25 protein-coding genes are annotated in these 25808 nt (G+C 62.6%); 14 read left to right on the top strand and 11 right to left on the bottom strand.

Annotated elements, in window-relative coordinates; genetic code table 11:
• Positions 1-32 precede the first annotated feature (32 nt).
• From HMPREF3048_RS10715 to HMPREF3048_RS10685, 7 genes are all read right to left on the bottom strand, one after another.
• The gene (locus HMPREF3048_RS10715; RefSeq protein WP_083279324.1) at positions 33-347 is read right to left on the bottom strand and encodes a DUF2516 family protein; all 315 of its coding nucleotides are present in this window, start codon (positions 345-347) and stop codon (positions 33-35) included.
• Positions 348-358: 11 nt separating this feature from the next.
• Complete coding sequence (locus HMPREF3048_RS10710) at positions 359-862, bottom strand: CGLAU_01105 family protein (RefSeq protein WP_070614793.1); 504 nt, start codon at positions 860-862, stop codon at positions 359-361.
• Between the two features lie 15 nt (positions 863-877).
• Entirely contained in the window at positions 878-2155 is a 1278-nt protein-coding gene (locus HMPREF3048_RS10705) for a DUF445 domain-containing protein (protein WP_224213154.1), read from the bottom strand.
• An 84-nt stretch (positions 2156-2239) separates the two neighbouring features.
• Positions 2240-2608, bottom strand: coding sequence for a hypothetical protein (locus HMPREF3048_RS10700; protein WP_070421511.1), 369 nt, complete (start codon positions 2606-2608; stop codon positions 2240-2242).
• Between the two features lie 66 nt (positions 2609-2674).
• A complete protein-coding gene (locus tag HMPREF3048_RS10695) occupies positions 2675-3424 on the bottom strand; it encodes a succinate dehydrogenase/fumarate reductase iron-sulfur subunit (RefSeq protein WP_070772221.1) in 750 nt (249 codons plus the stop codon).
• Positions 3424-5496 (bottom strand): fumarate reductase/succinate dehydrogenase flavoprotein subunit, encoded by a 2073-nt coding sequence (locus tag HMPREF3048_RS10690; protein WP_070482939.1) that lies wholly within the window; start codon positions 5494-5496, stop codon positions 3424-3426. The genes HMPREF3048_RS10695 and HMPREF3048_RS10690 overlap by 1 nt, the downstream gene beginning before the upstream one ends.
• Before the next feature lie 21 nt (positions 5497-5517).
• Positions 5518-6291 (bottom strand): succinate dehydrogenase cytochrome b subunit, encoded by a 774-nt coding sequence (locus HMPREF3048_RS10685; protein ID WP_070421514.1) that lies wholly within the window; start codon positions 6289-6291, stop codon positions 5518-5520.
• Positions 6292-6548: 257 nt separating this feature from the next.
• Between HMPREF3048_RS10685 and HMPREF3048_RS10680 the strand changes: the two genes are divergently transcribed.
• Positions 6549-7013: an SRPBCC family protein gene (locus tag HMPREF3048_RS10680; RefSeq protein ID WP_070421515.1), complete on the top strand. Its 465-nt coding sequence runs from the start codon at positions 6549-6551 to the stop codon at positions 7011-7013.
• A 250-nt stretch (positions 7014-7263) separates the two neighbouring features.
• Here the strand turns inward: HMPREF3048_RS10680 and lpdA are convergent, their stop codons facing one another.
• A complete protein-coding gene (gene lpdA / locus HMPREF3048_RS10675; protein WP_070772219.1) occupies positions 7264-8676 on the bottom strand; it encodes a dihydrolipoyl dehydrogenase in 1413 nt (470 codons plus the stop codon).
• A 78-nt stretch (positions 8677-8754) separates the two neighbouring features.
• On the opposite strand from lpdA, the gene HMPREF3048_RS10670 reads away from it, so the two are divergent.
• The 12 genes from HMPREF3048_RS10670 to HMPREF3048_RS10615 all read left to right on the top strand — a co-directional run bounded on the left by HMPREF3048_RS10670 (position 8755) and on the right by HMPREF3048_RS10615 (position 21572).
• Positions 8755-10221, top strand: a complete 1467-nt coding sequence (locus HMPREF3048_RS10670) for an alpha/beta hydrolase (protein WP_141758912.1) — start codon at positions 8755-8757, stop codon at positions 10219-10221.
• A gap of 304 nt (positions 10222-10525) precedes the next feature.
• Positions 10526-11635 carry an alpha/beta hydrolase gene (locus HMPREF3048_RS10665; RefSeq protein WP_070772217.1) on the top strand — a complete coding sequence of 370 codons (1110 nt, stop codon included), beginning with the start codon at positions 10526-10528 and terminating at the stop codon, positions 11633-11635.
• A gap of 28 nt (positions 11636-11663) precedes the next feature.
• Positions 11664-12887, top strand: coding sequence for a M1 family metallopeptidase (locus HMPREF3048_RS10660; RefSeq protein ID WP_070772214.1), 1224 nt, complete (start codon positions 11664-11666; stop codon positions 12885-12887).
• Positions 12884-14065, top strand: coding sequence for a hypothetical protein (locus tag HMPREF3048_RS10655; protein ID WP_070772239.1), 1182 nt, complete (start codon positions 12884-12886; stop codon positions 14063-14065). The genes HMPREF3048_RS10660 and HMPREF3048_RS10655 overlap by 4 nt, the downstream gene beginning before the upstream one ends.
• Positions 14066-14071: 6 nt before the next feature.
• Positions 14072-15043, top strand: a complete 972-nt coding sequence (gene rfbB, locus HMPREF3048_RS10650; protein WP_070482955.1) for a dTDP-glucose 4,6-dehydratase — start codon at positions 14072-14074, stop codon at positions 15041-15043.
• Entirely contained in the window at positions 15043-16356 is a 1314-nt protein-coding gene (locus HMPREF3048_RS10645) for a sugar nucleotide-binding protein (RefSeq protein ID WP_070772212.1), read from the top strand. Before rfbB ends, HMPREF3048_RS10645 begins: the two co-directional genes overlap by 1 nt.
• A gap of 108 nt (positions 16357-16464) precedes the next feature.
• The gene (locus tag HMPREF3048_RS10640; RefSeq protein ID WP_070772210.1) at positions 16465-17283 is read left to right on the top strand and encodes a hypothetical protein; all 819 of its coding nucleotides are present in this window, start codon (positions 16465-16467) and stop codon (positions 17281-17283) included.
• 76 nt (positions 17284-17359) lie between these two features.
• Positions 17360-18793, top strand: a complete 1434-nt coding sequence (locus HMPREF3048_RS11895) for an ATP-binding protein (RefSeq protein ID WP_083316876.1) — start codon at positions 17360-17362, stop codon at positions 18791-18793.
• Between the two features lie 79 nt (positions 18794-18872).
• Positions 18873-19739, top strand: a complete 867-nt coding sequence (gene rfbA, locus HMPREF3048_RS10630; RefSeq protein WP_070772207.1) for a glucose-1-phosphate thymidylyltransferase RfbA — start codon at positions 18873-18875, stop codon at positions 19737-19739.
• The gene (locus tag HMPREF3048_RS10625) at positions 19739-20536 is read left to right on the top strand and encodes a glycosyltransferase (RefSeq protein WP_070452938.1); all 798 of its coding nucleotides are present in this window, start codon (positions 19739-19741) and stop codon (positions 20534-20536) included. Before rfbA ends, HMPREF3048_RS10625 begins: the two co-directional genes overlap by 1 nt.
• A gap of 14 nt (positions 20537-20550) precedes the next feature.
• Complete coding sequence (locus HMPREF3048_RS10620; protein ID WP_070482973.1) at positions 20551-21240, top strand: glycosyltransferase family 2 protein; 690 nt, start codon at positions 20551-20553, stop codon at positions 21238-21240.
• Complete coding sequence (locus HMPREF3048_RS10615) at positions 21237-21572, top strand: DUF2304 domain-containing protein (protein WP_070772205.1); 336 nt, start codon at positions 21237-21239, stop codon at positions 21570-21572. Before HMPREF3048_RS10620 ends, HMPREF3048_RS10615 begins: the two co-directional genes overlap by 4 nt.
• On the opposite strand, the gene HMPREF3048_RS10610 is transcribed toward HMPREF3048_RS10615, so the two are convergent.
• From HMPREF3048_RS10610 to HMPREF3048_RS10600, 3 genes are read right to left on the bottom strand one after another with little or no spacing between them, the layout of a single operon-like run.
• Positions 21569-22189 (bottom strand): MBL fold metallo-hydrolase, encoded by a 621-nt coding sequence (locus tag HMPREF3048_RS10610; RefSeq protein ID WP_070772204.1) that lies wholly within the window; start codon positions 22187-22189, stop codon positions 21569-21571. The genes HMPREF3048_RS10615 and HMPREF3048_RS10610 overlap by 4 nt on opposite strands.
• Entirely contained in the window at positions 22190-23287 is a 1098-nt protein-coding gene (locus HMPREF3048_RS10605) for an S-(hydroxymethyl)mycothiol dehydrogenase (RefSeq protein ID WP_070772202.1), read from the bottom strand. It abuts the gene before it with no gap.
• Positions 23288-23298: 11 nt separating this feature from the next.
• Entirely contained in the window at positions 23299-24123 is an 825-nt protein-coding gene (locus HMPREF3048_RS10600; protein WP_070421530.1) for a GDSL-type esterase/lipase family protein, read from the bottom strand.
• A 51-nt stretch (positions 24124-24174) separates the two neighbouring features.
• Here HMPREF3048_RS10600 and HMPREF3048_RS10595 point away from each other — a divergent pair, with 51 nt between their 5' ends.
• Entirely contained in the window at positions 24175-25776 is a 1602-nt protein-coding gene (locus HMPREF3048_RS10595; protein ID WP_070772200.1) for an AMP-binding protein, read from the top strand.
• The last annotated feature ends 32 nt before the right edge of the window (positions 25777-25808 follow it).

The following is a 25808-nucleotide window of genomic DNA, read 5'->3' as shown; positions in this document are numbered from 1 at the left end:
CGCTGCGGCGGCGCTGCGGCGGCGCGGGCGTGCTACCAGCCCGCGTTGCCCTCCAGAATGTTTTTGATCTGGGGGCGGATGTCGAAGTAGTAGATACCGATCGCCACCGCACCAAACCATGCGATGAACGGCAGGCCGAGCATGCACGCCACCGCAGACAGCGCCAGGATGCCAATCCAGGCGCCCTTCGACTGGCGGCCTGCTGCTTCGAACGCGTCGGGGCGGGTCGTCGCCACGAGCCCGGCAGCCACAAGGCCTGCGATGCCGACCGCGAAGAGCATGAGGAAGCTCGCGCGTGACGGGAGCGTCGTGATGAACTGGATCTGCTCAAGAGCCGCGGTATCCATATCCCAACCTTCTAGTTAGCGGTGTTGTTGGAGTCGGTTTCGTCCGTCTCCAGAATCTCGCCGTCGATAATATCGCCGTCACCGGTGGTGTTGGTGAACTGGTCTTGGAGGCGCTCCACCAGGCCGTCGAAACGCGAGCGGACATCGCTCATAACACCCTTGTCGTCGACCCCGTCAAGAGCCTTATCCAGACGCTCGTTGAGCGCAGCGCGCACCTCATTTACCTTCGTAGTCACAGTCTCCTTGAGGTCGTCGGAGATCTGCAGATCACGCTCACGCAGGGAGTTAAAGAGCTTCTCCGCCTCATCGACGAAGTTGTTGGCCACGTTGCGCACGTCGCCCTCCGACGTCGCCGCGTTCAAGTTTGTGCGAGCCTCATCGGACGTGGATTGGAAACGCTCAGAGAGCTCGCCGGCTACCTTGCCCAGCGCCGCACCGAGGGAAGAACCTGCCAGCAGCAGGGCCTCGCCAGCGTCGCGCAGGTTGTTGCGGATCTCGCCATTGTTGTCAGCCATAGTTTTACCTTTCATCTAAAAGAACAAGAGCTGTGTCACAGTGTAAATAACCAAACCGGCCAGTGCACCGACCACAGTGCCGTTCAGACGAATAAACTGCAGGTCACGCCCCACCATCAGCTCGATCTTCTCCGCTGCTTCCTCCCCATCCCAGCGCTCGATCGTCTCCGCGATGATGCCCACGATCTGTTCCGCGCCGTTCTCAGCCGCGTAGTGGGTGATCTTTTCCAGGCGTGCTTCGGCATCGGCGCGGACTGTGGGGTCGTCGCGAAGCTTGGTGCCCCACTCCATCGACGCATCCGCGATCTTCCTGCGCAGCGTGCTCGACGGATCCGAGGCCGCCTCCACCAACGCTGTGGACAACTGCGCCCACATCCCCGCCGACGCCGAACGCACCGCGTTCGACGCCATAATGTCGCCCTTCAACGCCTCCACGCGCGAGATCATCTCCCCATCAAACTGCAGGTCCTGCGCGAAGTCGTTGATCTGTCGGCGCAGCGCCCTGCGCGCCTCGTGCTGCGGGTCCGCGTCCACGTCCGCCATGAACGACACCAACTCGTCGTACACGCGCTGCCCCACGAGGTCTTTGGCGAATTGGGGTGCCCAGCGGGGCATGCGTTCGTCGATAAGTGAAACGACCGTGTCCTCCATGCCATTTACTTTGCGACGACCCCACGCCACCATGTCATCCACCACCGGCTCCACCTTGCCATCCGCAATCAACCCCTCCAGCGCACGGCCCAGCGGCGGGCCCCAAATCGGCTCCGCAAAGCGGTCGATCACCTGCGAATCGATAAACCGCTCCGCCTCCTTCGGATCGATGCCCTCAACCATGCGCACCACGAACGTGCCAACCTCTTCGCTGACACGCTCCGCGTTCGCCGGCTGCGCCATCCACGTGCCTACCCGCTCCGGGATGCCCGCATCCATCACCTTCTGCGTAATCGTGCGCGCATTCAGGAAGTTCTCGCTGACAAAGTCGCTCAGCGCCCCCGCAACCTGATCCTTCTTGTTCGGGATGATCGCCGTGTGCGGAATCGGAATCCCCATCGGGTGCTTAAACAACGCCGTCACCGCAAACCAGTCGGCCAAACCACCCACCATGCCGGCCTCCGCCGCAGCACGCACGTAACCAATCCACGCCGCCGTTGCGCCTTGGGATTGCGCCCACGAGCACGCAAGGAAGATCACCGCAGCAACCCCAAGCAAACTTGTCACCGCGATCTTGTGGTTTCGCAGGACGCGGCGCCGCTCCGCCTCATTGGTTGGGCTTGGCATCAACTGATCAGTCATGCCCCCGATTAAAGCAGCCCGGCCGACATGGGCACGAAAAATGCCCCCTCCGCCGAAACGAAGAGGGCAAAAGCGTCCAGCGCGTTAGTTCACGCGGCCAGTGCGCTTGCGGTACTCCTTGTAATCCTTCCGGCCAAGGCCGATGAAGATGAAGGCGAGCACCGTGGTGATCACTGCCTCAGCGACGCCCAGGATGAGCAGACGCTCTGCCAGACCGTGAGTCTGCGAGCCAAAGCCGTAGACCATCGCACCCCAGCCCCACACTGCCAGGCCAACACCGAACAGTGCGGACAGGAGCAGACCCATCGCAACCCAGGTGAAGTTGCGGTTCAGGGACGAGTGCGGCGCACCCAGGGATACCGGATCGTAGCCCTCGATGTACGTGTCCTCAATCCTGCTCTGGTACTCAGGGAAAGACTCGCTGTGGATATCTGCAACTGCATGAGAACCCATGATGATGTTTCCTTCTACTACTGCTGGTTCTACCAGGACTCCAATACCTCGGAGTATACGGCAGATCTAGTCGTCGCCACCCTTGAAGGCAGCACGGGCACGCTCAGCGTTGATCGCACCGACTGCATCAAGCGGGATACCGGCCGGGCAAACATCAGCACACTCGCCGTACAGCGAGCAGTGGCCGAAGTTCGTCTCCAGCTCATCAACCATGTTGCGGGCACGGCGGCCGCGCTCCATCTTGCCCAGCGGCAGCAGCTTCAGGTGCTTGAGCTTCGCGCCAGTGAACAGGTGCGCAGCACCGTTCGGGCAGGCAGCCACACAAGCGCCACAACCGATGCAGGCTGCGTAGTCAAGCGCGGTCTCTGCATCCTTGTGGTTCACAGCCAGCGTGTCAGCATCCGGAGCGGTACCGGCGTTGACCGAGACGTAGCCACCCTGCTGCATGACGCGGTCCAGAGCGGAACGGTCCACAGCCAGGTCCTTGATCACCGGGAATGCACCGGAGCGGAACGGCTCAATCTTGAGCGTGTCGCCGTCGTTGTAGTTAAACAGGCGCTGCAGGCAGGCCGTCGTGTTCTGGCCAGCACCGTGCGGGCGACCGTTGACCAGTACGCCACAGGTGCCGCAGATGCCTTCGCGGCAGTCAGAGGCGAACACGAACGGTTCTTTGCCCTCTTCGACGTAGTTGTTGTTGACGTGGTCGAGCAGCTCCAGGATGGACATCTGCTCCACAGCGTCGTCGACCTGGACGGTCTCGAAGCTGCCCTCAGTGTCAGGACCAGCCTGGCGCCAGATTTCAAGTGTCAGTTTCATTACTTGTAGTTCCTTGCCATCAGCGGGATCGAATCGAAGTACAGGGGTTCAGCGTGGCGGATGAACTGGCCTTCGCCGGCCGGCTCCCACGCGGAGACGAAGCACCAGTTGTCGTCGTCACGCTCTGCCTCGCCGTCATCGGTGAGGTGATCCATACGGTAGTGAGCACCGCAGGACTCGTCGCGGTCAAGAGCGTCGATGCACATGAGCTCGCCGAGGTTGATGTAGTCAACCAGGCGCAGCGCTGCCTCGAGGGTCTGGTTCATGTCATCTGCGGTACCCGGGATGTGAATGTTGGTCCAGAAGTCCTCGCGCAGTGCACGGATCTTACGGATGCCCTCTTCCAGGCCCTCCACGGTGCGGGCAACGCCGCAGTGCTCGTAGAGGATGTCGCCGAGCTGCTCGTGGAAGTGCTCCGGGCCGTGCGGCTCCGGGCCACGGATGGACATGATGCGCGCGATGCGCTCCTCCACCTCAGCAACAACGTCCTTGGCTTCCTGGGAGTCCTCGGAGAGCTTCTCCTCACCGAGGTGGTTTGCCAGGTAGTTCGGGACGGTGAACGGCAGGGTGAACCAGCCGTCGACGGATGCGGACAGCAGCGAGTTGGCACCCAGACGGTTTGCACCGTGGTAGGTCCAGGAGCACTCACCGGCGGCGAACAGGCCGTCGATGGAGGTCATCTCGTTGAAGTCGGTCCACAGGCCGCCCATGGTGAAGTGGACGGTCGGTGCAATACGCATCGGAGCCTTGTACGGGTCGTCGCCAGTGGAGTCCTCGTACATCTCGAACAGGTTCGAGTAACGCTCACGGATGGTGTCCTCGCCGAGGCGCTCAATCGCGTCGGAGAAGTCCAGGTATGCGGAGTTGTGCAGCGGGCCAACACCGTAGCCGGCATTGAGCTGCTGGGAGATCGCACGGGACGCAACGTCACGCGGCACCAGGTTGCCGAAGGCCGGGTAGCGACGCTCCAGGAAGTAGTCACGCTCGTCTTCCGGAATGGTGTTCGGGTCGCGGTCGTCGCCCTTTTCCTTCGGGGTCCAAATGCGGCCGTCGTTACGCAGCGACTCCGACATCAGCGTGGTCTTTGCCTGCCACTTCGCGTTGACCGGAAGACCGGTCGGGTGGAACTGGACGAAGCACGGGGACGCCAGGTAGGCACCACGCTCGTACGCACGCATCATGGCGGAAGAATTGGAGTTCTTCGCCAGCGTGGTCTTGTGGTACACGTTGCCGTAACCGCCGGTAGCCAGGATGACTGCGTGGCCGGTGAACGGCGTGATCTCACCGTTGATCAGGTTACGAGTCACAATGCCGGAGCAGTGCTTCTTGCCGTCCTTCTCGGTGATGATCAGATCCATCAGGTCGTGGTGAGTGAAGATCTCAACGTTGCCCAGGTGGATCTGGCGCTGCAGAGCCGAAGCGGTGGACAGCTGCAGCTGCTGGCCTGTTTGGCCACGGGTGTAGTAGGTACGGGAGACCTGCACGCCACCGAACGAACGGGTGGCCAGGGTGCCGCCGTACTCACGAGCGAACGGAGCGCCAATGGCGTTCATGTGGTCGATCACGCGGACCGACTCGACAGCCAGGCGCCAGCAGTCGGACTCGCGGCAGCGGTAGTCGCCGCCCTTCACGGTGTCCTTGACGTGGCGGTAAGCACCGTCGTTATCCACCTTCTTGCCGCGGGCGGAGTTGACGCCACCCTGTGCAGCAATGGAGTGCGCACGACGCGGAGCATCGTGGTAGGTGAAGGACTTGACGTTGTAGCCGAGCTCGCCAAGTGCCGCAGCAGCTGCGCCACCGGACAGGCCGGTACCAACAACGAGGACGGTGAACTTACGACGGTTCAGCGGCGACACCAGGTTCATGTGGTCCTTCTGGAACTCCCACATGTCCTTCATGCGCACTTCGTCGCGGTTCGGCTCGTTGGACTGCAGGATCTCACCCGGGGTGACACCAGCAGCAGCCGACTCCGGCTGACGGAACGCCTGGGCCTGGGCCTGGCCAGCAGCCGGCGTCTCGGTGGAGGCCTGCTCGCCGTGCGAACCCTGATTCGAGGAAATAGAGGTAGTCATATTGTTTCTCCTATTTGGCCATTACCGAACGAAGTCCGGGACCCAGCCGGCCGCAAGAGCGATCGGCATGATGACGTTTCCGGCGACGACGATGAACGGGAGGATGTACGCGAGCACGACCATGAGGCCCTCACCGCGCTTGCCCAACCAGCCAAGGTCAGACACAGCGAGGTAGATGCCGTGGGTCAGGTGCAGCAGCAGTGCCAGGTTCGCGACAACGTAAACCAGGGTGACCCACCAACGACCTGGGCCGAAGGTAGCCAGCAGGTTGTTGCGGACTGCGCCGTGGACGAACTCGTCGGAAGCCACAGCAACACCCATGGTGAGGTCCAGGATGTGGAACACGATGAACAGCAGCAGGATGACACCCGTGACCAGCATTGCGCGGGTCGCGGTGGACTGCCAGCCACCCATCAGGCCCGTGCGCTTGAAGCGACCGCGGGACTTCTTCGAACGGCCGTGCAGGGCGAATGCTCCCCAAACGTGCAGCACCAGGCAGGCGAGCAGCACGATGCGAATAATCCACAAGAAGCCCTCACGCGGGAACAGCGGCTCGCCGATCGTGCGGAGGAACTCGCCGTAGTCGTCGATCGGCGCGGAACCGTCGGCATGCAGCGGCATAAAGATCTTCAGGTTGCCCACCATGTGGCCAAGCACGAAGAGACCGAAGATGAGGCCGGTGATGGCCATGGTCAGCTTGATGGCCCATGTTGGGTAGGACGGCCGCTCGCGCAGCGGCTTTTCAGTAATTTTTCCGTGACGAATGGCTTCACGGTCTGCGTTTTGTACAGTCATGGCACCTCCAGTGTCGCTAATACTCTATGAGAATCGCGCCGGTTACACACACCTGAATTGCAGGCCGATCCATGTTTTTCCCAAGTTTCAACCGACACTTGACCCCTCTCCCCAGTACGCACCGCACTTTGTGACCTTCCTCACCGCGAGGCATTGATGGTGGATAGCCAACAATCCTCACCCCGTTAAGTGTCAATCTTTGGTTGGTTAGTTTCACCTAACTGCCAGCTCGGGGCGAAATCGGTACGCTGGCCCCCATGGCTATTGACAAGAACACCGAGAACTCTGCAACCCGTCAGATTGATGCCCCTGCGGCCGCGATCTTCGACATCCTGTCCAACCCCGAGCGCCACGCCGAGACCGACGACTCCGGCATGGTTGTCTCCGCCGATCAGGCCGAGCGCCTCAAGGCAGTCGGCGACACGTTCACTATGAACATGACCAAGGAGGACGGCGACTACCAGACCGTCAACGAGGTCTTCGCCATCCAGCCGGACCGCATCATTGGCTGGAAGAACGTGGAAAACACCACCGCCCAGGTGAAGGTTGGCGCGAAGTGGCTCTACGAGCTCGAGCCGATCGACGCCGACAACACCACCGTGAAGCTCACCTACCAGCGCGATGAGCTGGAGGAGAACCTGCTGGGCATGACCGAGAAGTTCAACGACGACTTCCTGGCTAAGTCCCTGGACAAGCTCGCAGCAGCAGTCGCAGGCGCATAAGCACTCGCTTTTCGACGACCCCACGCGGCACCCCGCCAACCGGGGCGCCGCGTTCTGCTTTTGCTGATCGTCTAGCTTCCTTGGCAGCACAACCAGACGATCAACGCACCTCGCCCGCGTTTTCCCAGGTGATAACGCAACCCATGTTCAATATGGTGCGGATCGTCTAGTGGCAGCTAGACGATCCGCACCACAACATAAAAAAGGGGCGCGACCTGTGCGGTCGCGCCCCTTTTTATGCGGCGATCAATTAAAGGTTGATCATGTGGCCTTCGACGCCGTGGGCGACTTCCTTGAGCACCTCGGACAGGGTCGGGTGGATGTGGATGGAGCGAGCGATCTCACCAGCGGTCAGATCGAAGCGCTGTGCAAGCACAACCTCCGGCAGAAGCTCGGAAACGTTCGCGCCAACGAGGTGGGCGCCGAGGATCTCGCCGAACTCAGCGTCGGCGACGAGCTTGCCAAAGCCTGCGGTCTCAGCCAGGCCGACTGCCTTGCCGTTTGCGGTGAACGGGAAGGTAGCGACCTTGATGTCGCGGTCCGGCCACTTCTCCTTGGCCTGCTCCTCGGTGTAACCCATGGAGGCAACCTGCGGGTTACAGAAGGTGGCGCGCGGGGTCATCATGTAGTCCTCGATCTCGAGGGTCTCTGCACCCGCGATGGTCTCGGCGGCGATGATGCCCTGTGCCTCTGCGACGTGGGCGAGCTGGAGCTTCGCGGTGACGTCGCCGATGGCGTAGATGTGATCGACGTTGGTGCGCATGCGCTCGTCGATAGCAATGGCGCCACGGTCGGTGAGCTCAACGCCGGTGTTCTCCAGGCCGTAGCCCTCGGTGCGCGGGGCGAAGCCGACGGAGATCATCACGCGGTCAGCCTTGAGGGTCTCGGTCTTGTCGGAGCCGTTCTTCTTTACGTCGACCTCGACGGTGTCGCCGTTGTCGCGCACCTCGGTGGTGGCGTGGCCGGTGAGCAGCTTCACGCCAAGCTTCTTGTAGGCCTTGGCGATCTCCTTGGATACGTCCTTGTCTTCGTTCGGCAGGACGCGGTCCTGGTACTCGATGACGGTGACGTCAACGCCGTAGTTGGACAGCACGTAGGCGAACTCCATGCCGATGGCGCCTGCGCCGACGATGACCATCTTCTCCGGAGCCTCAGAGTTGAGGATCTGCTCTTCGTAGGAGACGACGTTCTCGGACAGTTCGATGCCCGGCAGGGTGCGCACGACGGCGCCGGTGGCGATGATGCAGTCGTCGAAAGTGACGGTCTTGCCCTTGTCGTCACCTTCGGTGATCTCGATGGTCTTGGCGTCCTTGAAGGAGCCCAGGCCGTTGATTTCCTGGATCTTGTTCTTCTTCATCAGGTAGTGCACACCGCCGACGATCTTCTGGGAGACCTGGCGGGAGCGCTTGTGGGCGTCGGTGTAGTCGAACTCCACGTCACCCTTGATGCCGAAAGTTTTTGCTTCGTGGTTGAAGATGGAGGCGACTTCAGCGTTCTTGATAAGCGCCTTGGATGGGATGCAGCCTACGTTGAGGCAGACTCCGCCCCAGTACTGCTTCTCAATGACAGCAACTTTCTTACCCAGCTGAGCTGCACGGATGGCGGCGACGTAGCCACCGGGGCCCGCGCCGAGGACAACAACGTCAAAATGTTCTTTACTCACGATGCATATGGTACGTCCCCGTCTGGCAAAATGTGGCGGAGGATCTCCCCAAGTCTTTAGGAAAGCGAGCACAGTTCCGTGAAACTCACGCGTCCGGCCATCGCCGTAGCCGCTGTCGCCCTTGTTACAGCAGGTGCCGTTCCCGTTGTCCATTACGCATCTTCGCTTGACGACGACACCCCCGCCGTCCTCAGCGCTGCCCAGTCGACAGTGAATACAACACTGCCCGAGACCACCACCTCGGAGACGACCGAGCCGACTGAGAAGTCGACCACGTCGGAAACGTCGGCAACGTCGACCTCGAACGAGCCCACCCCGACCACGTCCGAGCTGGTACCGGAGGGCTCCAGCAAGGACACGACCAACGAGGACCTCACCTCGAAGGATGGGAAGGACGACTCAGCCACTGACGCGGATGCGGACGCCACGGTGCTTTCGGAGGATGCGGCGAAGCTGAACCCGATGGGTGAGGATATGCAGCAGCACCCTGCGATCAAGGAACTCGGTGAGGTGCCGAAGACGATGAGCGGCGCGGACCAGCGCTGGGTCAAGCGTCTGGCCGACAACCAGCACGTGTGGAAGAACGAAGCGCTGCGCGTGCACTCGGAGTCGATGGAACGCGACATCCCGGTCGCGGTGTTCTACGCCACCAACGACAAGGGCGAAACGGTCGAGAACGCCCCGACGGTTTACCTGCTTAACGGCGCTGGTGGCTCCGAGCAGGACACCGACTGGGTTTCCCAGGCACTCGAAGAAGTCCACGAGGTCTACGGTCGCTCGGGCGCGAACGTGGTCATCCCGATGGAGGGCGCGTTCTCGTACTACGTCGACTGGGCTGCAGAGCCGCCGACGGAGAACAACGTGTTTTACAAGGGCAAGCAGATGTGGTCGACGTTCCTAGCCAAGGAACTGCCGCAGACCATCGAGCCGTACATCAAGGCTGACCCGAACCGCCGTGGCGTGATCGGCATGTCTATGTCCGCCACCTCGTCGCTGCTGCTCGCTGAGCACAACCCGAACATGTTTAAGGCCGTCGGCTCGTTCTCCGGCTGCCCGGCAACGTCGCGTCCGCTGCCGAGCTTCTTCATCAACCTCACCGTGGACCGTGCTGCACCGGGTGTCATGACGCCTGAGTACATCTTCGGCCCGATGGGTTCGGACTACAACCGCTACAACGATGCCCTAGTCAACGCACCAGCTCTGGCGGGCACTGACACGAAGGTGTACATCTCCACCGGCACCGGCCTCGCAGCGGAGACCGACATGCCGGGCACGTTGCGGAAGCGCCTCGAAGATGCGGGCCTGGACTCCTCCGACGCGTTTGTGAAGGGTTCCGCGAACGCCGCGACCCTCCTGGTCGAAGGTGGCGCGATCGAGGCTGCGATGAACGCCTGCACCCACGACTTCCTGGTCAAGGCGCGTGCCAACGGTGCGGAGGTCGCTCACGCTGAGCTGCGCCCGGTGGGCACCCACTCCTGGCCAGTGTGGCGCGACGACCTGAAGCGCTCCTACGAGACCGTGTTCAAGTCGGCGCTCGGCCTGTAACCGCGCCTGTAAAAAACAGGCAACAAAAAAGAGGCACCCTGCCACAGGGTGCCTCTTTTTCTAGCTTTTAGAACATGCCCAGGCCGTAGGCGATCGTGGAGGACGTCGAGGAGCCGAAGTGGATGAGCTGGCCGAGGACCTCGTTGATCTGCAGCTGGACGGATTCGATCGGGTTCATGTCGCTTTCCTTTCAAAACGTGGAACATCTGTAACAATAGCCACAGGTTTAACGTATGTACCGTACAATGACGCTTCGAATGTCGTCAGGCAACACACTTTCGTTACAGAAACGGGGACCCGCCTCATGAAGACCTTGAAGAAAGCTGCGCTCGCAGCACTCACCGCCGTCGCCCTCGCATGCGGTACGACTCCCGCGGTGGCGCAGCCGATTGGCGTGGTCAAGGCGTGGGACGCCACGGCAAACCCGCCGACTGTCATCCACACCGGCAAGCCGCAGTCCTGGGTGAAGCAGGTCGACCACAAAACGGTCCTGTCCTACAACGTGTTCTCCCCGTCGATGAACCGTGACATCCCGGTTGCCGTCATCCCCGCCACCAACCCGGCCGGCCAGCGCGTCCAGGGCGCGCCGACGCTCTACCTGCTCAACGGCGCAGGCGGTGCGGAGCAGGACCAGGACTGGATCCACCTGCACACCACCAAGGACTACTTCGCGGGCAAGGGCGTCAACGTGGTCATCCCGCAGGCTGGCGCATTTTCGTACTACACCGACTGGGTCGCCCCAACCGTGCGCTCCCGATACCTCAACGGCCCACAGAAGTGGGAGACGTTCCTGACCAAGGAACTGCCTGGTCCGATTGAGCGCACCCTCGGTGCAAATAACAACCGAGCGATCGCCGGGTTCTCCATGTCGGGCACCTCGGCGCTCGTCCTGCCGCAACACAACCCGGGCATGTACAAGGCGGCGGCGTCGTTCTCTGGCTGCGCGGCGACGTCCTCGCCAGCCGGCTACAACTTCGCCCGCATCACCGTGAACCGCGCGTCGGCTACCCAGGACTTCAAAACCGTCACCCCGGAGATGATGTGGGGTCCGATGGGCGGACCCTACAACCGCTGGAACGACGCCCTGCTCAACGCCGAGAAACTGCGCGGCCTGAAGCTCTACGTCTCCGCGGGCACCGGCCTGGCGGGGCGCAGCGACCAGGTCAGCTACCTCATCGGCCTCGGCGCACCGGACCCGATCGCACACATCGGCGCGGCAACGCTGCAGGTAGAAGGCGGCGTGATCGAGGCTGCGATCAACACCTGCACCCACGACCTCAAGGCAAAGCTCGACGGGTTGAACATCCCGGCGCACTTCGAGCTGCGCAACGTGGGCACCCACTCCTGGCCGTACTGGCGCGACGACCTGGACAAGGCCTGGCGCACCACTATCGCACCGGCACTCGGGGTGTAAGCCCGCGCTGGACTAGACTTCGCAGGCGATGAAACGCCGCAGCGACAACTACACGGGCGTGGAACCCAACCGTGGGTTCCACGTCACGCATTACGACCTGGATTTCGACTACATCGTCGGACCCAACCGGCTCAACGCCACCGCAACGTTGACGCTGACCACCACCGAAGCCCTGCACCACCTGACGTTGGATATGGCGGAGGGGCTTGCGGTTCGGCGCGTGGAGTCGTCGATAAGCAGTGGCATCAAGCGCTTCCGCCAGTCGGGTGGAAAATTGCGCATCTCGCTTCACGACGACCTCCCGGCCCACACCGAATTCACCCTCACCATCCGCTACGGCGGCAACCCCCGCCCGCGACGCACCGCGTGGGGCGAACTCGGCTGGGAGGAACTGGACAACGGCGCGCTGACCGCCAACCAGCCCAACGGCGCACCCACCTGGTTCCCCTGCAACGACACCCCCGACGAGAAGGCGACCTACACGTTTAACGTGCGCACCGACCGCGACTACGTCGCCGTAACCAACACCACCGCGCACCCGATGCCGACGTACCTGGCCACGGTGCAGGTCGGCCAGTTCCAACGCGTGGAGCTCGGCCGCAACACCGTCGCATGGCTGCCCGGCGCGCAACCCGGCGACCTGAACAAGCAGCAGGCAATGCTGGACTACTTTGAAACCGTCTTCGGGCCGTACCCGTTTGAGAACTACCAGGTAGTCGTGCACGAGGAGGCGCTGGAAATCCCGCTCGAGGCGCAGGGTTTGTCTATCTTCGGCATCAACCACCTGCGCCGCAACGAGCGGCTGATCGCGCACGAGTTGGCGCACCAATGGTTCGGCAATTCGCTCGGCATCGGCCACTGGCGCGATATCTGGCTCAACGAGGGTTTCGCCTGCTACGCCGAGTGGCTGTGGGCGGATCACGCAGGACAGATGCCTATCGACGACTCCGTGCGCACCCACTACGACAAACTCACCCCCATGCGCTTTACCCTGGCGGATCCGGGCCCGCGCGACATGTTCGACGACCGCGTGTACAAACGCGGCGCGATCACGCTGCATGCTTTACGACGAAGCGTCGGCGACCCAGTCTTCTTCAACACGGTGCGCGATTATGTGGCTGCGAACGCGGACGGGATCGTGGATACGCAAACGCTCATTGACGCCTTTGCCCGCAACGGTGCCGACGCCGCGCAGGTCACAGGGATTCTGGACGCCTGGGTACAGCACGCCGAACTGCCGGAGTGCCCGTGAAACACCTCTCGCTGGCGACAGTGTTCGCCGCCATCAGCGGGCTGGTCGTCGTCTGGGTTGCCGGCTGGGCGCTGGACGTAGAAACCGGCTACCGGTACTTCCTGGCCTACTGGGGGCTGTTCTTCGCCTGCGCCGGAATCGTGGACGGCATCACCCACGAAACCACCCGCGCCGTCGCCGCCGCCCGCGAGGACGGCATCCGCGGCAACGCCAACCCGTGGCGCATGGGTGCGGTCATCGGCGGGGTGGCGCTGGCGCTCGTTGCGGTGTTCGGCCTGTTCGGCATGGGTACGATCGTCCCCTCCGACCCGACGCTGGCCACCACACTGCTGGCGTTCGGCCTGTTGTCTTACGCATTCCAATCGGTGCTCTCCGGCGTGCTGTCGGGTGCGGGACTGTGGGAGCGCTACGCCGCACTCGTGGCGTTGGACTCCGGCGCGCGCCTGGTCCTCGCCGTGCTCACGCTGCTGCTCGGCGGCGGGCTTCGCGAGTTCCTCATCATCACCGTCATCGGCGCCCTGAGCTGGGTGGTCATCCTCGCCGTCGACCCGGTGCGCGTCGCCTTGGACGTGGACCGCGCCACGTTCGTGCGCCGCGTCCTCTCCGCCATGACCGCCTCAGGCGCCTCCGCAGCGCTGATCACCGGCTTCCCCACCGCCGTCAGCGCCGCGTTTCCCGACGACCCGCAGACCTCCCTGACCGTCGCCGCGATCTCGAATGCCGTCATGCTCACCCGCGCACCCGTGCTCGTGCCGCTGCAACGCTTCCAATCGGCGCTGGTGGTGCGGTTCGTGGAACACCGCGACCGTATTTACAAGGCGCTGGCCGCCCCCATCGGCGCGGTGCTCGCCCTCGGCGTGGTCGGTTTCGCCGCCGCGTGGCTCATCGGCCCATGGATCCTGCGCCTCGCGTTCAAACCGGAACTGTTCGTCGCCGGCATCACGCTCGGACTGCTCACGTTCGCCTCGGCGTTTATGGGCATGCTCATGATCACCGGCGTGGCAGTGCTCGCACAGGAGCGGCATGCGTTTTACGTGGCAGGCTGGGTCGCGGCCACGCTCAGCGCCTTCGCCGTCCTCTTCATCGCGCCGTGGGGCGTGGCCACCTCGGTTACCGTCGCCCTGTTCGTCGGGCCGGTTGTCGGTGCGCTCGTGCACCTCGCAGGCCTTGTAAGGTAACGCGATATGGAATCTTTGCTGGTCACCGGCGGCGCCGGTTTCATCGGGTCGAACTTCGCACGCATGGCGGCGCAGCGCTACCGCGTCGTCGTGGTGGACAAACTCACCTACGCCGGCAACCGCGCCAACGTCCCCGAGGGCGTCGAGTTCGTCCAGGGGGACATTTGCGAGCAATCGCTTATCGACGACCTGGTCAACCGCACCGACGCCGTCATCCACTTCGCGGCAGAATCCCACAACGACAACTCCCTGCGGGACCCAAGCGCGTTCGTACAATCCAACGTGGTGGGCACCTTTACCCTGCTGGAAGCCGTGCGCAAGTTTGATAAGCGCCTCCACCACATCTCCACCGATGAAGTCTTCGGCGACCTCGAACTCGGCGGCAACGACGCATTCACCGAAACTACCCCCTACAACCCGTCGTCGCCCTACTCCGCCACTAAGGCCGGCTCCGACCATCTCGTACGCGCATGGGTACGCTCCTTCGGCATCAAAGCGACGATCTCGAACTGCTCCAACAACTACGGCCCCTACCAGCACGTAGAGAAGTTCATCCCCCGCCAGATCACCAACATCCTGTGCGGCCAACCCGCGAAGCTCTACGGCACCGGCGCCCAGGTGCGCGACTGGATCCATGTCGACGACCACAACGACGCCGTCCTCACCATCCTCGAGCACGGCCGGCTCGGCGAAACCTATAATATCGGCGCAAACCAGCCACACACCACAAACAAGCAGGTCATCGAAACAATCTGCGAAATCATGGGCGGCACCTACGAACACGTCGCCGACCGGCCCGGCCACGACCAGCGCTACACCATGGACGCCACCAAACTCCGCACCGAACTCGGCTGGACACCCAAGCACGACTTCGACACCGGCCTGCGCGACACCATCGACTGGTACCGAGAAAACCGTCGGTGGTGGGAGGACGGTAAGGGTGTCGTCGAGAAGCAATATGCGCAAAGGGGACAGTAATGATCGCAGGACTTGAAATCCACGACCTCACACTGCACAAAGACAACCGCGGCTGGTTCAAAGAAAACTGGGCCGGCCAAGCACTCGTACCGCGACAACAAAACGTGAGCTACAACGCCCGACGCGGCGCCACCCGCGGCATGCACGCAGAACCCTGGGACAAATGGGTCTCCGTCGCCACCGGGCGCGTCTTCGGCGCATGGGTAGACATGCGCGCCGGCTCCGACACCTACGGCGAAACCTTCACCTGCGAAATCGGACCCGACACCGCCGTGTTCGTCCCCCGCGGCGTAGCCAACGGCTTCCAGGCGCTCGAAGACGACACCACCTACATCTACCTGGTCAACCAGCGCTACAGCCCCGGCGGTGCGTACTGCTCCTACCGCGAGATCGACTGGCCGCTGGAGCCCACCGAACTCTCCGCCGCCGACCAAGCACACCCCATGCTTGCCGACGCCACCCCACTACCACCCCGCCGCATCCTAGTCACCGGCGCCAACGGGCAGCTCGGCCGCGCGCTGCGTGCAATCTGGTCCGACGAGGAGGCGTTGTTTGTCGGCCGCGACGACTTCGATATCTGCCACGCCGCTGACGCGACGGGCAGCATGGGTATCGACTGGTCCGAGTTTTGGGCCGTGGTCAACTGCGCCGCATACAACGACGTCAACGGCGCCGAAACCGACCGCGCCGCCGCCTGGGCCACCAACGCCGCCGCCCCCGCCGCACTCGCGAAACTTGCCGACGCACACGACCTCACCTTCGTCCACGTCTCCTCCGACTACATCTTCGACGGGTCGGTCGAAGTCCACGACGAGACCGAAATGCCCTCACCGCTGTCCGCCTACGGAGCCTCCAAAGCCGCCGGCGACACCGCCGCCCAAACCGCGCGCAAGCACTACGTCATCCGCACCTCCTGGGTCTTCGGCGACGGCGCCAACTTCATGGAAACCATGGCCCAACTCGCCGAAAAAGGCGCCACGCCGAAAGTGGTGTCCGACCAGCGCGGGCGCCCCACCTCCGCCGAAGACCTGGCCAAAGGCATCGCGCACCTACTTGCCACGGAAGCCGAGTACGGCGTGTACAACATCACCTCCGACGGCGACACCGTCGGCCGCGACGAAATCGCCATGGCCGTCTACATCGCCATGGGCGGCAACCCCGCCGACGTCCACCCCGTCACCACCGAAGAGTACGGCCTCGACGCCGCCGTGCGCCCCCGCGAATCCACTCTGTCGCTGGACAAGATCAAGGCCACAGGGTTCGCGCCGACGAACTGGCGGGCGGCGCTCGCGCTCTACGTCGCCATGCGATAGCCCAACTGAGGGGGTGAATCCCGCTTATACTTACGGAAGTCCCCACCCCGTTCCCAGGAGATTTCCATAAAAACGTCGCGCTTCCTTGCTCTTGCTACTGCCACCGCTGTGGCCTTTTCCGCTGTCACGCCTGCGCAGGCAGCACAGGTCGGCCCCCTCGACCAAAACAAATGCAAGGTGACCTTCACTGCGGCGGAGAAGGATTTCCTGACATCGATGGAACAGGACGTGGCAAGCCGACTCGACTCGACGTTTGCACGCGACATCAACCTGTCGCTCGAAGCCGCATACCCGTCCGCTCGTCCCGTTGGCAACGACTTCGTCAACGCCAACAAGCAGCCACTCACCGGCCACAAGACTGTCGACGCCTTCGACGCAGCATTCAACGCCCTGGACAAGGCCTCGTACCTCAACCGACTCGGCCTGGCTGGCATGAACGACTCGACCGCGAACTTTTACCTGCAGATGCGTGCGCAAGCTGCCTACGGGCAGAACCTCGCCGGCGGCACCGAACCCGAGGAAACGGACGGGGATAACTACTACGTCGAAGCGAGGAAGAAAGAAGGCGATATCGAAGGCAACTTCGCTGGCGCCCTGATAGCTCTCTTCTTTGGTCTCACCGATGTCTTGGGCAACGAGGCGCAGATGGAGAAGTTCTACTCCACCTTCGAGAAAACCTCCACCGGCAAGTACTTCGAGGGCCTGAACGCCTTCCTCAACGCCAACGCGGACGCTGAGGAAGCTTGCCTCGGTGAAGGCAACACCACGGTTGCGTTCCCGACGAAGCCCGCGAGCCAGCCGAGCAAGGAAGACGGCTCCTCCACCGCTGGCATCGTGGTCGGCGTGATCGCCGCTGTCCTCGCAGTCGTCGGTATCGCGGTGGCTTTCGCACCACAGTTGGGTCTCCAGATCCCGGGCCTGCGCTAACTGAGGTCGCAGGCAACTTACCAATCAACTTCCCAACTACTTACCAACATGGGAAGTTGATTGGTAAGTTGGTGGCATGTTGCCGGTCGATCTTGCTCAGCTGCTAGACAAACTCCGCATAATCGGTACTGAACAGCAGCACGTAGAAGTTAAATCCGGCGCCGGCAAAAACATGTTGGAAACACTCAGTGCTTTTTCTAACAAAGACGGCGGAATCATCATTTTTGGAATCGACGAAGAATCGGGATTCACCCCGGTTCCCAACTTCGATCCCCGGAAAACTCAAGACTCTCTAAATTCATTTTGTGAGAAGCTCACTCCGCCAGTCCGTCCAACGGTCGAAGTCATGCCATTCGAAGGTTCCAGTGTCGTCGTTGCACATTTCAAAGAAATGGCTCCGTTTGATAAACCGTGTTATATCACCGCACGTGGGCCCTACGGTGGCAGCTATATCCGTTTAGGCGAAAGCGAACATCGCCTTACCGCGTATGAAGTGGATCGATTGCGCGAGGAAAGCCACCAACCACGCTGGGATCGCACTCCCGTCGAAGAAGCACGCTTAACCGACTTAGATGAAAATATTCTTCGGTCCTACCTTCAGCAACAACGCAATTCACGTCCGAAGACCTTTAAGGACGGGGAAGACATCGCGCTCCGACGGCTTCAAGTGCTCCAAGGCGACTCCCCTACCTTCGCAGCACTGTTAACAATGGGCGACTTTCCTCAAGAATTCTATCCACGACTGACAGTCACTTTCGCCCTCTATCCAGGTGCCGAAAAAGGCGAGGTAGGAGAAGGAATTCGACTGCTGGATAGTGCGCGACTTAGAGGCCCTATCCCCGAGCTGGTAGACGAAGGTGTCCGCCTAGTTGAGAAAAATATGCGAACTGCTGGTCTTATAGAAGGAGTTTTCCGCCGAGATTTACCGGACTATCCTCAAATCGCAGTTCGCGAGGCACTCGTCAACGCACTTATGCATCGCGATTATTCCCCGACTGCACTCGGCACACCAGTACAGATCGACATGTTCGTGGACAGGCTAGTCATATCTAATCCTGGCGGACTTTACGGCGGTGTTACTAAGGAGAATTTGGGAACCCCTGGTGCGTCTTCTACGAGAAACCAACAGCTAGCAACTTTTTTGGAAGACCTTCATTTCGATGACGGGGGTCTCGTCGCTGAAAATAGAGGTACGGGTATCGCGACGATGACGCGAGCGACCGCTGATGCGCTTATGCCGCCTCCTGTTTTCAGTAATTCTCTCACGCATTTCTCTGTGACTTTTCATAAGAGGAAAGTCGCTGCTGAAGAAACTCATGAAACGGCTTACCAACAGGTTCTCCGACTTTTCGATGAACAACATTCCTGGTCAAGCACTGAACTAAGAAATGCAACGGGGAGAAGCCGCAGCGCAATCCAGTTGGCTTTGAATCAGCTGATGGAAGAAGGGCGAGTTGAACGCACTGAGCCTTCTCGAAGCCCGAAACAGCGGTACCGGCTTACGAAGTAGAGCTTCCCAATCAACTTCCCAACTACTTACCAACATGGGAAGTTAGTGGGAAGTTGGCTGCCCACTAGACTTCGGGGCTATGAAAGGCATCATTCTGGCGGGCGGATCGGGTACGCGGCTGTACCCGATTACACAGGGCATCTCGAAGCAGTTGATGCCGATTTACGACAAGCCGATGATCTACTACCCGCTCTCCACGCTGATCAGCGCGGGTATTCGGGAGATTCTGATCATTACGACGCCGGAGGATCGGGCGAATTTCGAGCGTTTGCTTGGCGACGGCTCCCACCTCGGCATCATGCTCCACTACGCCGAACAGCCGAAGCCGGAAGGCCTCGCCCAAGCGTTTCTGATCGGCGAAGATTTCATTGGCGACGACGCCGTCGCCCTGGTGCTTGGCGACAACATCTTCGACGGCGCCGGCATCCTGGAAGCGCTCGGCCAGGTGCGTGAGATTGAGGGCGGGGCGATCTTCGCCTACGAGGTGTCGGACCCGCAGCGCTACGGCGTGGTCGATTTCGACGCGGACGGCACCGCCCTGTCCATCGAGGAGAAACCGCAACAACCGAAGTCGAACTTCGCGGTCGTGGGGTTGTATTTCTACGACAATGACGTGGTGGAGATCGCCAAGAACATCACTCCCTCGGCGCGCGGCGAGTTGGAAATCACCTCGGTTAACGAGGCCTACCTCAAGCGCGGCGACCTGAAGGTGCACCGCCTGCACCGCGGGGATGTGTGGCTGGATACGGGCACGATCGATTCGATGAGCGAGGCCAGCTCCTACGTCGAAGTGCTGCAAAAACGCACCGGCACCGTCATCGGTTCGCCGGAGGTCGCCGCCTACCGTGAAGGCTTCATCGACGCCGCCCAGCTGCGCGCGCTCGGTGAGGCCGTGCTCAAATCCGGCTACGGCCGCTACCTTATCGACGCCGCCGAGGAGGCCTAATGCCCACCCTTTCCGCCCTTATGAGCGTCTACCACGCCACCGACGCTGACGAACTCGAACTCACACTGAACTCCCTCGACGCCCAGACGCGCCCCGCCGACGAGGTTGTGGTGGTCTTTGACGGGGAGGTGTCTGGAGCGGTGCGTGGGGTCGTCGCAAAGCATGGCGCTCGCGTGGTCGAACTACCCGAAAACGTCGGCCTCGGCCGGGCGCTCAACGCAGGCTTAGCGACGATCAACGCCACCTACACCGCACGCATCGACTCCGACGACGCCGCCAAACCGGAGCGCTTCGCCAAACAGCTCGCGTACCTGGAGGCGCACCCGGACGTGGCCGCACTCGGCAGCGCCATGGAAGAGTTCGAACACACCCCCGGCGACCGCGGCACCATCCGCGCACTGCCGCGGGATCCGAACGCGTACGTGAAAATCAACTCCCCGCTCAACCACCCCGCGGTCACCTTCCGCACCGACGCCGTCAACGCCGTCGGCGGCTACCAGCACGTGCCGTTCATGGAGGACTACGACCTGTGGGCGCGCCTCATCGCCGCCGGCCACACCCTGGCCAACCTCGACGAGCCACTGACCTACTTCCGCGTCACCGACGACCAGCTGCGACGCCGCGCCAGCGCCGACACCCGACGCGCCGAGCGCACCATGCAGGCCAACCTCGTCGAATACGGGCTGATCTCGCGGCCACGCGCGCTGGCGAACCTCGCCGTGCGCAACCTGTACCGCGCCCTGCCCATCGGGCTAACTAAGCGCGTCTACTCCGTGCTCTTCCACCGCGGCGAGTAACCTCTTTAAGCGACATGACCGGATTTTCAGACACTTGGCTGATCGTGCCTTGTTACAACGAGGGCACGGTCATTTTCGACGTGCTCAGCCACGCCCGCGAAACCTTCCCCAACATCGTCGCCGTCAACGACGGATCCCACGACAACTCCGCCGAACAAATCCGCGCCGCCGGCGCCCACCTGGTCAACCACCCGGTGAACCTCGGCCAAGGTGCAGCGATCCAGACCGGCGTGGAGTACGCGCGTGCGCAGCCCGGCGCGAAGTACTTTGTCACCTTCGACGCCGACGGCCAGCACCAGGTCAAGGACGTGGCGCGCATGGTTGAGCGGTTGCGGACGGAGCCGCTGGATATTGTCGTCGGTACGCGGTTTGCGGGCCAAGACAACTCGCAGGTGCCGTGGATTAAGCGCGTCGTGCTGAAAACGGTGGTGATGCTGTCGCCGCGCACCCGCAAACTCGGCCTGTCGGACGCGCACAACGGGCTGCGCGCGTTTAACAAGAAGGTCGCCGACGAGATGAACATCCGCATGAACGGGATGTCGCACGCTTCGGAGATCGTCACCATGATCGAGAAGTTCGGCTGGCGCGTCGACGAAGAGCCGGTGGATATTCTCTACACCGAATACTCCATGTCCAAGGGGCAATCGTTGATCAACGGGGTGAACATCCTCGCGGATGGGCTCGTGGCAAGGAGGCTGCCATGATTCAGGCGTTGTTACTGCTGGCCATTGTGGCGCTGGCGTGGTTCTTTTTCGCCAACCGCCGCAAGGCGAACGCGAAGGCGTGGGTGAAGTTGGGCTTCGTGCTGATGGTCCTCGCCGCCGTGTGGGCGATCGTCCGCCCCGATGACGTGACCGTGCTGGCCAACTGGCTCGGCGTGGACCGCGGCACGGACCTCATGCTTTACCTGCTGGTCATCGCATTTTTCTTTACGACGATCTCCACCTGGACCCGCTTCCGCGAACAGGAACTACGCTACGCGCGCCTCGCCCGGGCGGTAGCGCTGCAGAACGCCGAGGCGCCCGAACGCGATTAGAACCCGCGGCGGATCCACTCCTCGAGGTGCGGGGCTTCGTCGCCAATCGTGGTGTGGTCGCCGTGGCCGGTGCGCACAACCGTCTCCGGCGGCAGTTCCAAAACGGACTTCTGCAGGGAGTGGATGATGGTGTCAAAGGACGAAAAGGAACGCCCCGTTGCGCCCGGCCCGCCCTGGAAGAGGGTGTCGCCGGAGAAGAGTTCGCCGGCTTCCTCGGCGTAGATGACCACGGAGCCCGGCGAGTGGCCGGGGGTGGACATGACGCGTAGTTCGGTGCCGGCGATGTCGAAGGTGGCGCCGTCCAGCAACTGGCGGTAGTGCGCGCCCGGGTTTTCGCGCTGCCAGAGGAACCCGTCGGTGGGGTGCAGGTACACCGGGGCGTCGACAAGCCGCGACAGCTCGGGCGCGGCGTCGATGTGGTCGGAGTGGCCGTGGGTGGCCAGGATGCCCTTCACGCGACGGTTGCCCACCGCGTCAGCGATGGCCTGGGCGTTGTGGGCGGCGTCGATGATGTAGACCTCGGAGTCGTCGCCGACGATCCAGACGTTGTTGTCCACCTCCCATTCGCCGCCGTCGAGTTTGAACAGGCCGGATGTGACTACGTTGTCGATGCGCATTTAGAACTCCACCACGCTTCGCAGCACGTCGCCGCGCTTCATCTTTTCAAACGATTCTTCGATGTCGCCCACACCAATGCGTTCGGAGACGAACTCGCCGAGCGGGAACCGTCCCTGCTTGTACAACTCAACGTATGTGGGGAAGTCGCGCTCCGGCAGGCAGTCGCCGTACCAGGCCGGCTTGATGGAGCCGCCTCGGGCGTACAGGTCGATCGCGGGGATGTCCACGTGGTCGGTCTGGTTGGGCACGCCGACCATGACCATGCGGCCGGCGAGGTCGCGGGAGTAGAACGCCTGGCGCCAGGTGGGTTGGATGCCCACGGCGTCGATGGCCACATCCGCGCCGAAGCCGCCGGTGAGGTCGCGCACGGCCTCGATGACGTCGTCTTCGCTCATATCCTTGGAGCAGATGGCGTGGGTTGCGCCGAACTTCTCGGTCGCAACATCGCACTTACGCTTATCGACGTCCACCGCCACCACCGTCGACGCCCCCGCCAACGCAGCACCCGCCACGGCCGCAAGACCTACCCCGCCGAGGCCGAACACGACGACGGACTCGCCGCGCTGCACCTCACCGGTGTTCACGGCGGCGCCCAGGCCGGCCATGATGCCGCAGCCGAGCAGGCCCGCCGCGGCCGGGTCGGCTTCCGGATCCACCTTGGTGCACTGCTTCTCGTGCACGAGGGTCTTCTCGGCGAAGGAGCCGATGCCTAAGGCTGGGGTGAGCGGGGTGTCGTCGACAAGCGTCATGCGCTGGGACGCGTTGTGGGTGTTGAAACAATTCTTCGTGTCCCCCTTGCGGCAGGCGCGGCACTCGCCGCAGACTGCACGCCAGTTCAGCACGACGAAATCGCCGGGCTCGACGTGGGTGACATCTTCGCCGACCGTCTCCACGACGCCAGCCGTTTCGTGGCCGAGCAGGAACGGGAACTCGTCTGCAATATCACCGTCGCGGTAGGCAAGGTCCGTGTGGCACACACCGGTGGCCTGAACCTTGACCACAACATCGTTTGGGCCGGGGTCGGGGATCACAATGTCCACAACCTCGACGGGCGCGCCCTTGGAACGGGCGATTACTCCTTGAACAGTCTGTGTCATGCCCTCCCAGACTAGGAGCGGGCGATGATATTTGCCACGTGCTCGTGGCCACGCTGGTTCACGTGGATCGGCAGGTTGCCCGGGCCGCCGTAGAAATCGACCAGGCCAGCCCACATGCGCTGGTTATCCGGGGCACACATGTTGTTGTTCATCGTGGACGGTTTCAGGTCCAGGAATTCGACGCGGGCGGCGCGGGCGGCGTCGACCTGCATCCACTGGGCAAGGTTCTCCCAGCGCTGAACCTCCTGGAAGCGGGTCCAATCGGAGGCGTTCGGGGCGATGTGGAACAGGCACACGCGGTCGCCGGCGGTGACCTTCGGGTAGCCGACGATCTGGATGCGCGCGTTCGGGGCGGCGGCGCGGATGCGGTTGATCTGCGGGACCATGTAGCGGGTGAAGTCGCGGCGGACGTCGGCGTCGGGGCGCGAATTGTTGTTGTACGTGTCGTTGAAGCCGACGGAGATGATCACGCGTGCGGTTGCTGGCGACAGGCCGCGGTCCGCGATGGCGCGGTCGACCTGCTGAAAGAAGCCCGGCCCCTTCGAAATGGTGACCACGCCGGTGCAGGAGTAGTCACGCGCAGGCAGGCCAAGTTTCGCGGCGGAGCGCTTGCCCCAGTTCGTGGCGGAGGTCGGGCACCAGCTGCCGTTGTCGGAGCGCCCGCGCGGGTCGAGGCCGAGTTTGCCGGCGGCCCACTGGCCCATGTTGGGGTCGGAAATAACGGAGTCGCCGAAGATGACCATGTTGCGCTCCTGCGCGTGGGCGGCCGGGGTCAGTGGGGCGACGAGGGCGGCAGCGGCCACAAAGGCGGCTGCGAGACGTCGGAAAACAGACACGAAAATCCTTTCACGCGAGACACTTACGTATCGGTAGGCTACATTATCCTCATGCGTCCCACCCATCGTCCGCTGTTCTTACTGAAGTCTTTCGCGCGATTCGTGCCCGCCGTTACACGCGCCGGCATCATCAGCGCCGAAGGCGGCCCCCGCGCAGCGCTCGCACTCATCCCGAATCTCGCGCGCTACTGGTTCACCACCGCCCGCGAAATCGAACAAGGCGCCGCAGCAGTGCCCGATCGCCTCGCTCTTATCGACGACACCGGGGCGCTGACCTACCGCCAACTGCGCGAAGACTCCCGCACCGTAGCCAAGTGGCTGCTGGCCCAGAAAGAAGAGCGCGGCCTCGACGAACTACGCATCGGCGTCATGGCCCGCAACGGCCGCGGCATCGTCCTACCCCTCGGCGCCAAGGGCTACACCGGAGGCCACATCTTCCTTCTCAACATCGGCTCCTCCACCGAGCAACTGCGCGGCATCATCGCCGAAAACGACATCAACATCCTCTTTATCGACGACGAGTTCGCCGACCGCATCCCCAACGACATCCCCCACATACCCGTGGTGCGCGCGTATGAGGACGTGGTGGTGAAAGGGGTCGTCGATAAGCGACTGCCCCTCTGGCCCAAACACGGCAACCTCGTCCTGATGAGCTCCGGCACCACCGGCATCCCCAAAGGCATCGTGCGCCCCGAACCACGCCTGCCATTCGTGGTCGCCGGATACCTCGAAGCAATCCCCTGGCGCGCCGGCGACACCATCCAACTCACCGCCTCCATCTTCCACACCTGGGGCTGGTCTGCCCTGCAAGTCGCGCTGGCGACCCGCTCCACCATCGTGACGCAACGCGAATTCGACCCGGAAAACTGCTTCCGCCAAATCGAAGCATTCCGCTGCGACGGCCTCATCTCCTCGCCGATCTTCTTCAAACACATGCTGGACCTCGACGAAAACTACGACACCTCGTCGCTGCGCTACCTCGCCACCGCCGGCAACGCCGTCACCCCGTCGCTACTGCGCCACACCACCGAACGCTTCGGCCCCATCCTGGCCAACATCTACGGCTCCACCGAACTCGCCCTCGCCGCCGCCGCATCCCCCGAACAAATGCAGGCCGACCCCACCACCGTCGGCAAAATTGCGCCCGGCACCGTGCTCAAAATTTACGACGACAACGACCGCGAAGCCCCCACCGGCCAAACCGGCCGCATCTTCCTCCACAACGAAACCGCACTGCGCGGCTACACCAACCCGAACACCCCCACCGTCGAAATCGACGGGCTCATCGAAATGGGCGACCTCGGCTACATCGACGCCGACGGCTACCTCCACGTGCAATCGCGTAGCGACGACATGATCATCGTCGGCGGCGAAAACGTCCACCCCCAATCCGTGGTGGAAGTCCTCGAAGACATGCCCGGCATCGGCGAGGTCTACGCCCACGGCGTCGACGACGACGACACCTTCAAACGCATCGCCGTCTGGGTCGTCAAAACCGCCGAAATCACCGAGGAAGCCGTCCGCGACTGGGTGCGCTCACGCTTGGCCGATCACTCGATCCCCCGGGACGTGCACTTCGTCGATAAGCTGCCGCGCAACGCCGTCGGCAAAGTCGTACCGCGCTTCCTGCCCGGGCTAGGGCAAAAAAATTGAGCCACCTGCGAGAATCGAACTCGCGACCTTCT

Source organism: Corynebacterium sp. HMSC075D04, from assembly GCF_001815635.1.
Lineage (GTDB): Bacteria > Actinomycetota > Actinomycetes > Mycobacteriales > Mycobacteriaceae > Corynebacterium > Corynebacterium coyleae.
Note: the sequence above shows the minus strand (reverse complement) of the source record. Positions and strands in the feature narration are given on the sequence as shown.

Bases quoted from the DNA above. Each gene is read 5' to 3' on its own strand.
- HMPREF3048_RS10715 (WP_083279324.1), bottom strand. From the start codon at position 347: ATGGATACCGCGGCTCTTGAGCAGATCCAGTTCATCACGACGCTCCCG.
- HMPREF3048_RS10710 (WP_070614793.1), bottom strand. From the start codon at position 862: ATGGCTGACAACAATGGCGAGATCCGCAACAACCTGCGCGACGCTGGC.
- HMPREF3048_RS10705 (WP_224213154.1), bottom strand. From the start codon at position 2,155: ATGACTGATCAGTTGATGCCAAGCCCAACCAATGAGGCGGAGCGGCGC.
- HMPREF3048_RS10700 (WP_070421511.1), bottom strand. From the start codon at position 2,608: ATGGGTTCTCATGCAGTTGCAGATATCCACAGCGAGTCTTTCCCTGAG.
- HMPREF3048_RS10695 (WP_070772221.1), bottom strand. From the start codon at position 3,424: ATGAAACTGACACTTGAAATCTGGCGCCAGGCTGGTCCTGACACTGAG.
- HMPREF3048_RS10690 (WP_070482939.1), bottom strand. From the start codon at position 5,496: ATGACTACCTCTATTTCCTCGAATCAGGGTTCGCACGGCGAGCAGGCC.
- HMPREF3048_RS10685 (WP_070421514.1), bottom strand. From the start codon at position 6,291: ATGACTGTACAAAACGCAGACCGTGAAGCCATTCGTCACGGAAAAATT.
- HMPREF3048_RS10680 (WP_070421515.1), top strand. From the start codon at position 6,549: ATGGCTATTGACAAGAACACCGAGAACTCTGCAACCCGTCAGATTGAT.
- HMPREF3048_RS10665 (WP_070772217.1), top strand. From the start codon at position 10,526: ATGAAGACCTTGAAGAAAGCTGCGCTCGCAGCACTCACCGCCGTCGCC.
- HMPREF3048_RS10660 (WP_070772214.1), top strand. From the start codon at position 11,664: ATGAAACGCCGCAGCGACAACTACACGGGCGTGGAACCCAACCGTGGG.
- rfbB (WP_070482955.1), top strand. From the start codon at position 14,072: ATGGAATCTTTGCTGGTCACCGGCGGCGCCGGTTTCATCGGGTCGAAC.
- HMPREF3048_RS10645 (WP_070772212.1), top strand. From the start codon at position 15,043: ATGATCGCAGGACTTGAAATCCACGACCTCACACTGCACAAAGACAAC.
- HMPREF3048_RS11895 (WP_083316876.1), top strand. From the start codon at position 17,360: ATGTTGCCGGTCGATCTTGCTCAGCTGCTAGACAAACTCCGCATAATC.
- rfbA (WP_070772207.1), top strand. From the start codon at position 18,873: ATGAAAGGCATCATTCTGGCGGGCGGATCGGGTACGCGGCTGTACCCG.
- HMPREF3048_RS10625 (WP_070452938.1), top strand. From the start codon at position 19,739: ATGCCCACCCTTTCCGCCCTTATGAGCGTCTACCACGCCACCGACGCT.
- HMPREF3048_RS10620 (WP_070482973.1), top strand. From the start codon at position 20,551: ATGACCGGATTTTCAGACACTTGGCTGATCGTGCCTTGTTACAACGAG.
- HMPREF3048_RS10615 (WP_070772205.1), top strand. From the start codon at position 21,237: ATGATTCAGGCGTTGTTACTGCTGGCCATTGTGGCGCTGGCGTGGTTC.
- HMPREF3048_RS10610 (WP_070772204.1), bottom strand. From the start codon at position 22,189: ATGCGCATCGACAACGTAGTCACATCCGGCCTGTTCAAACTCGACGGC.
- HMPREF3048_RS10605 (WP_070772202.1), bottom strand. From the start codon at position 23,287: ATGACACAGACTGTTCAAGGAGTAATCGCCCGTTCCAAGGGCGCGCCC.
- HMPREF3048_RS10595 (WP_070772200.1), top strand. From the start codon at position 24,175: ATGCGTCCCACCCATCGTCCGCTGTTCTTACTGAAGTCTTTCGCGCGA.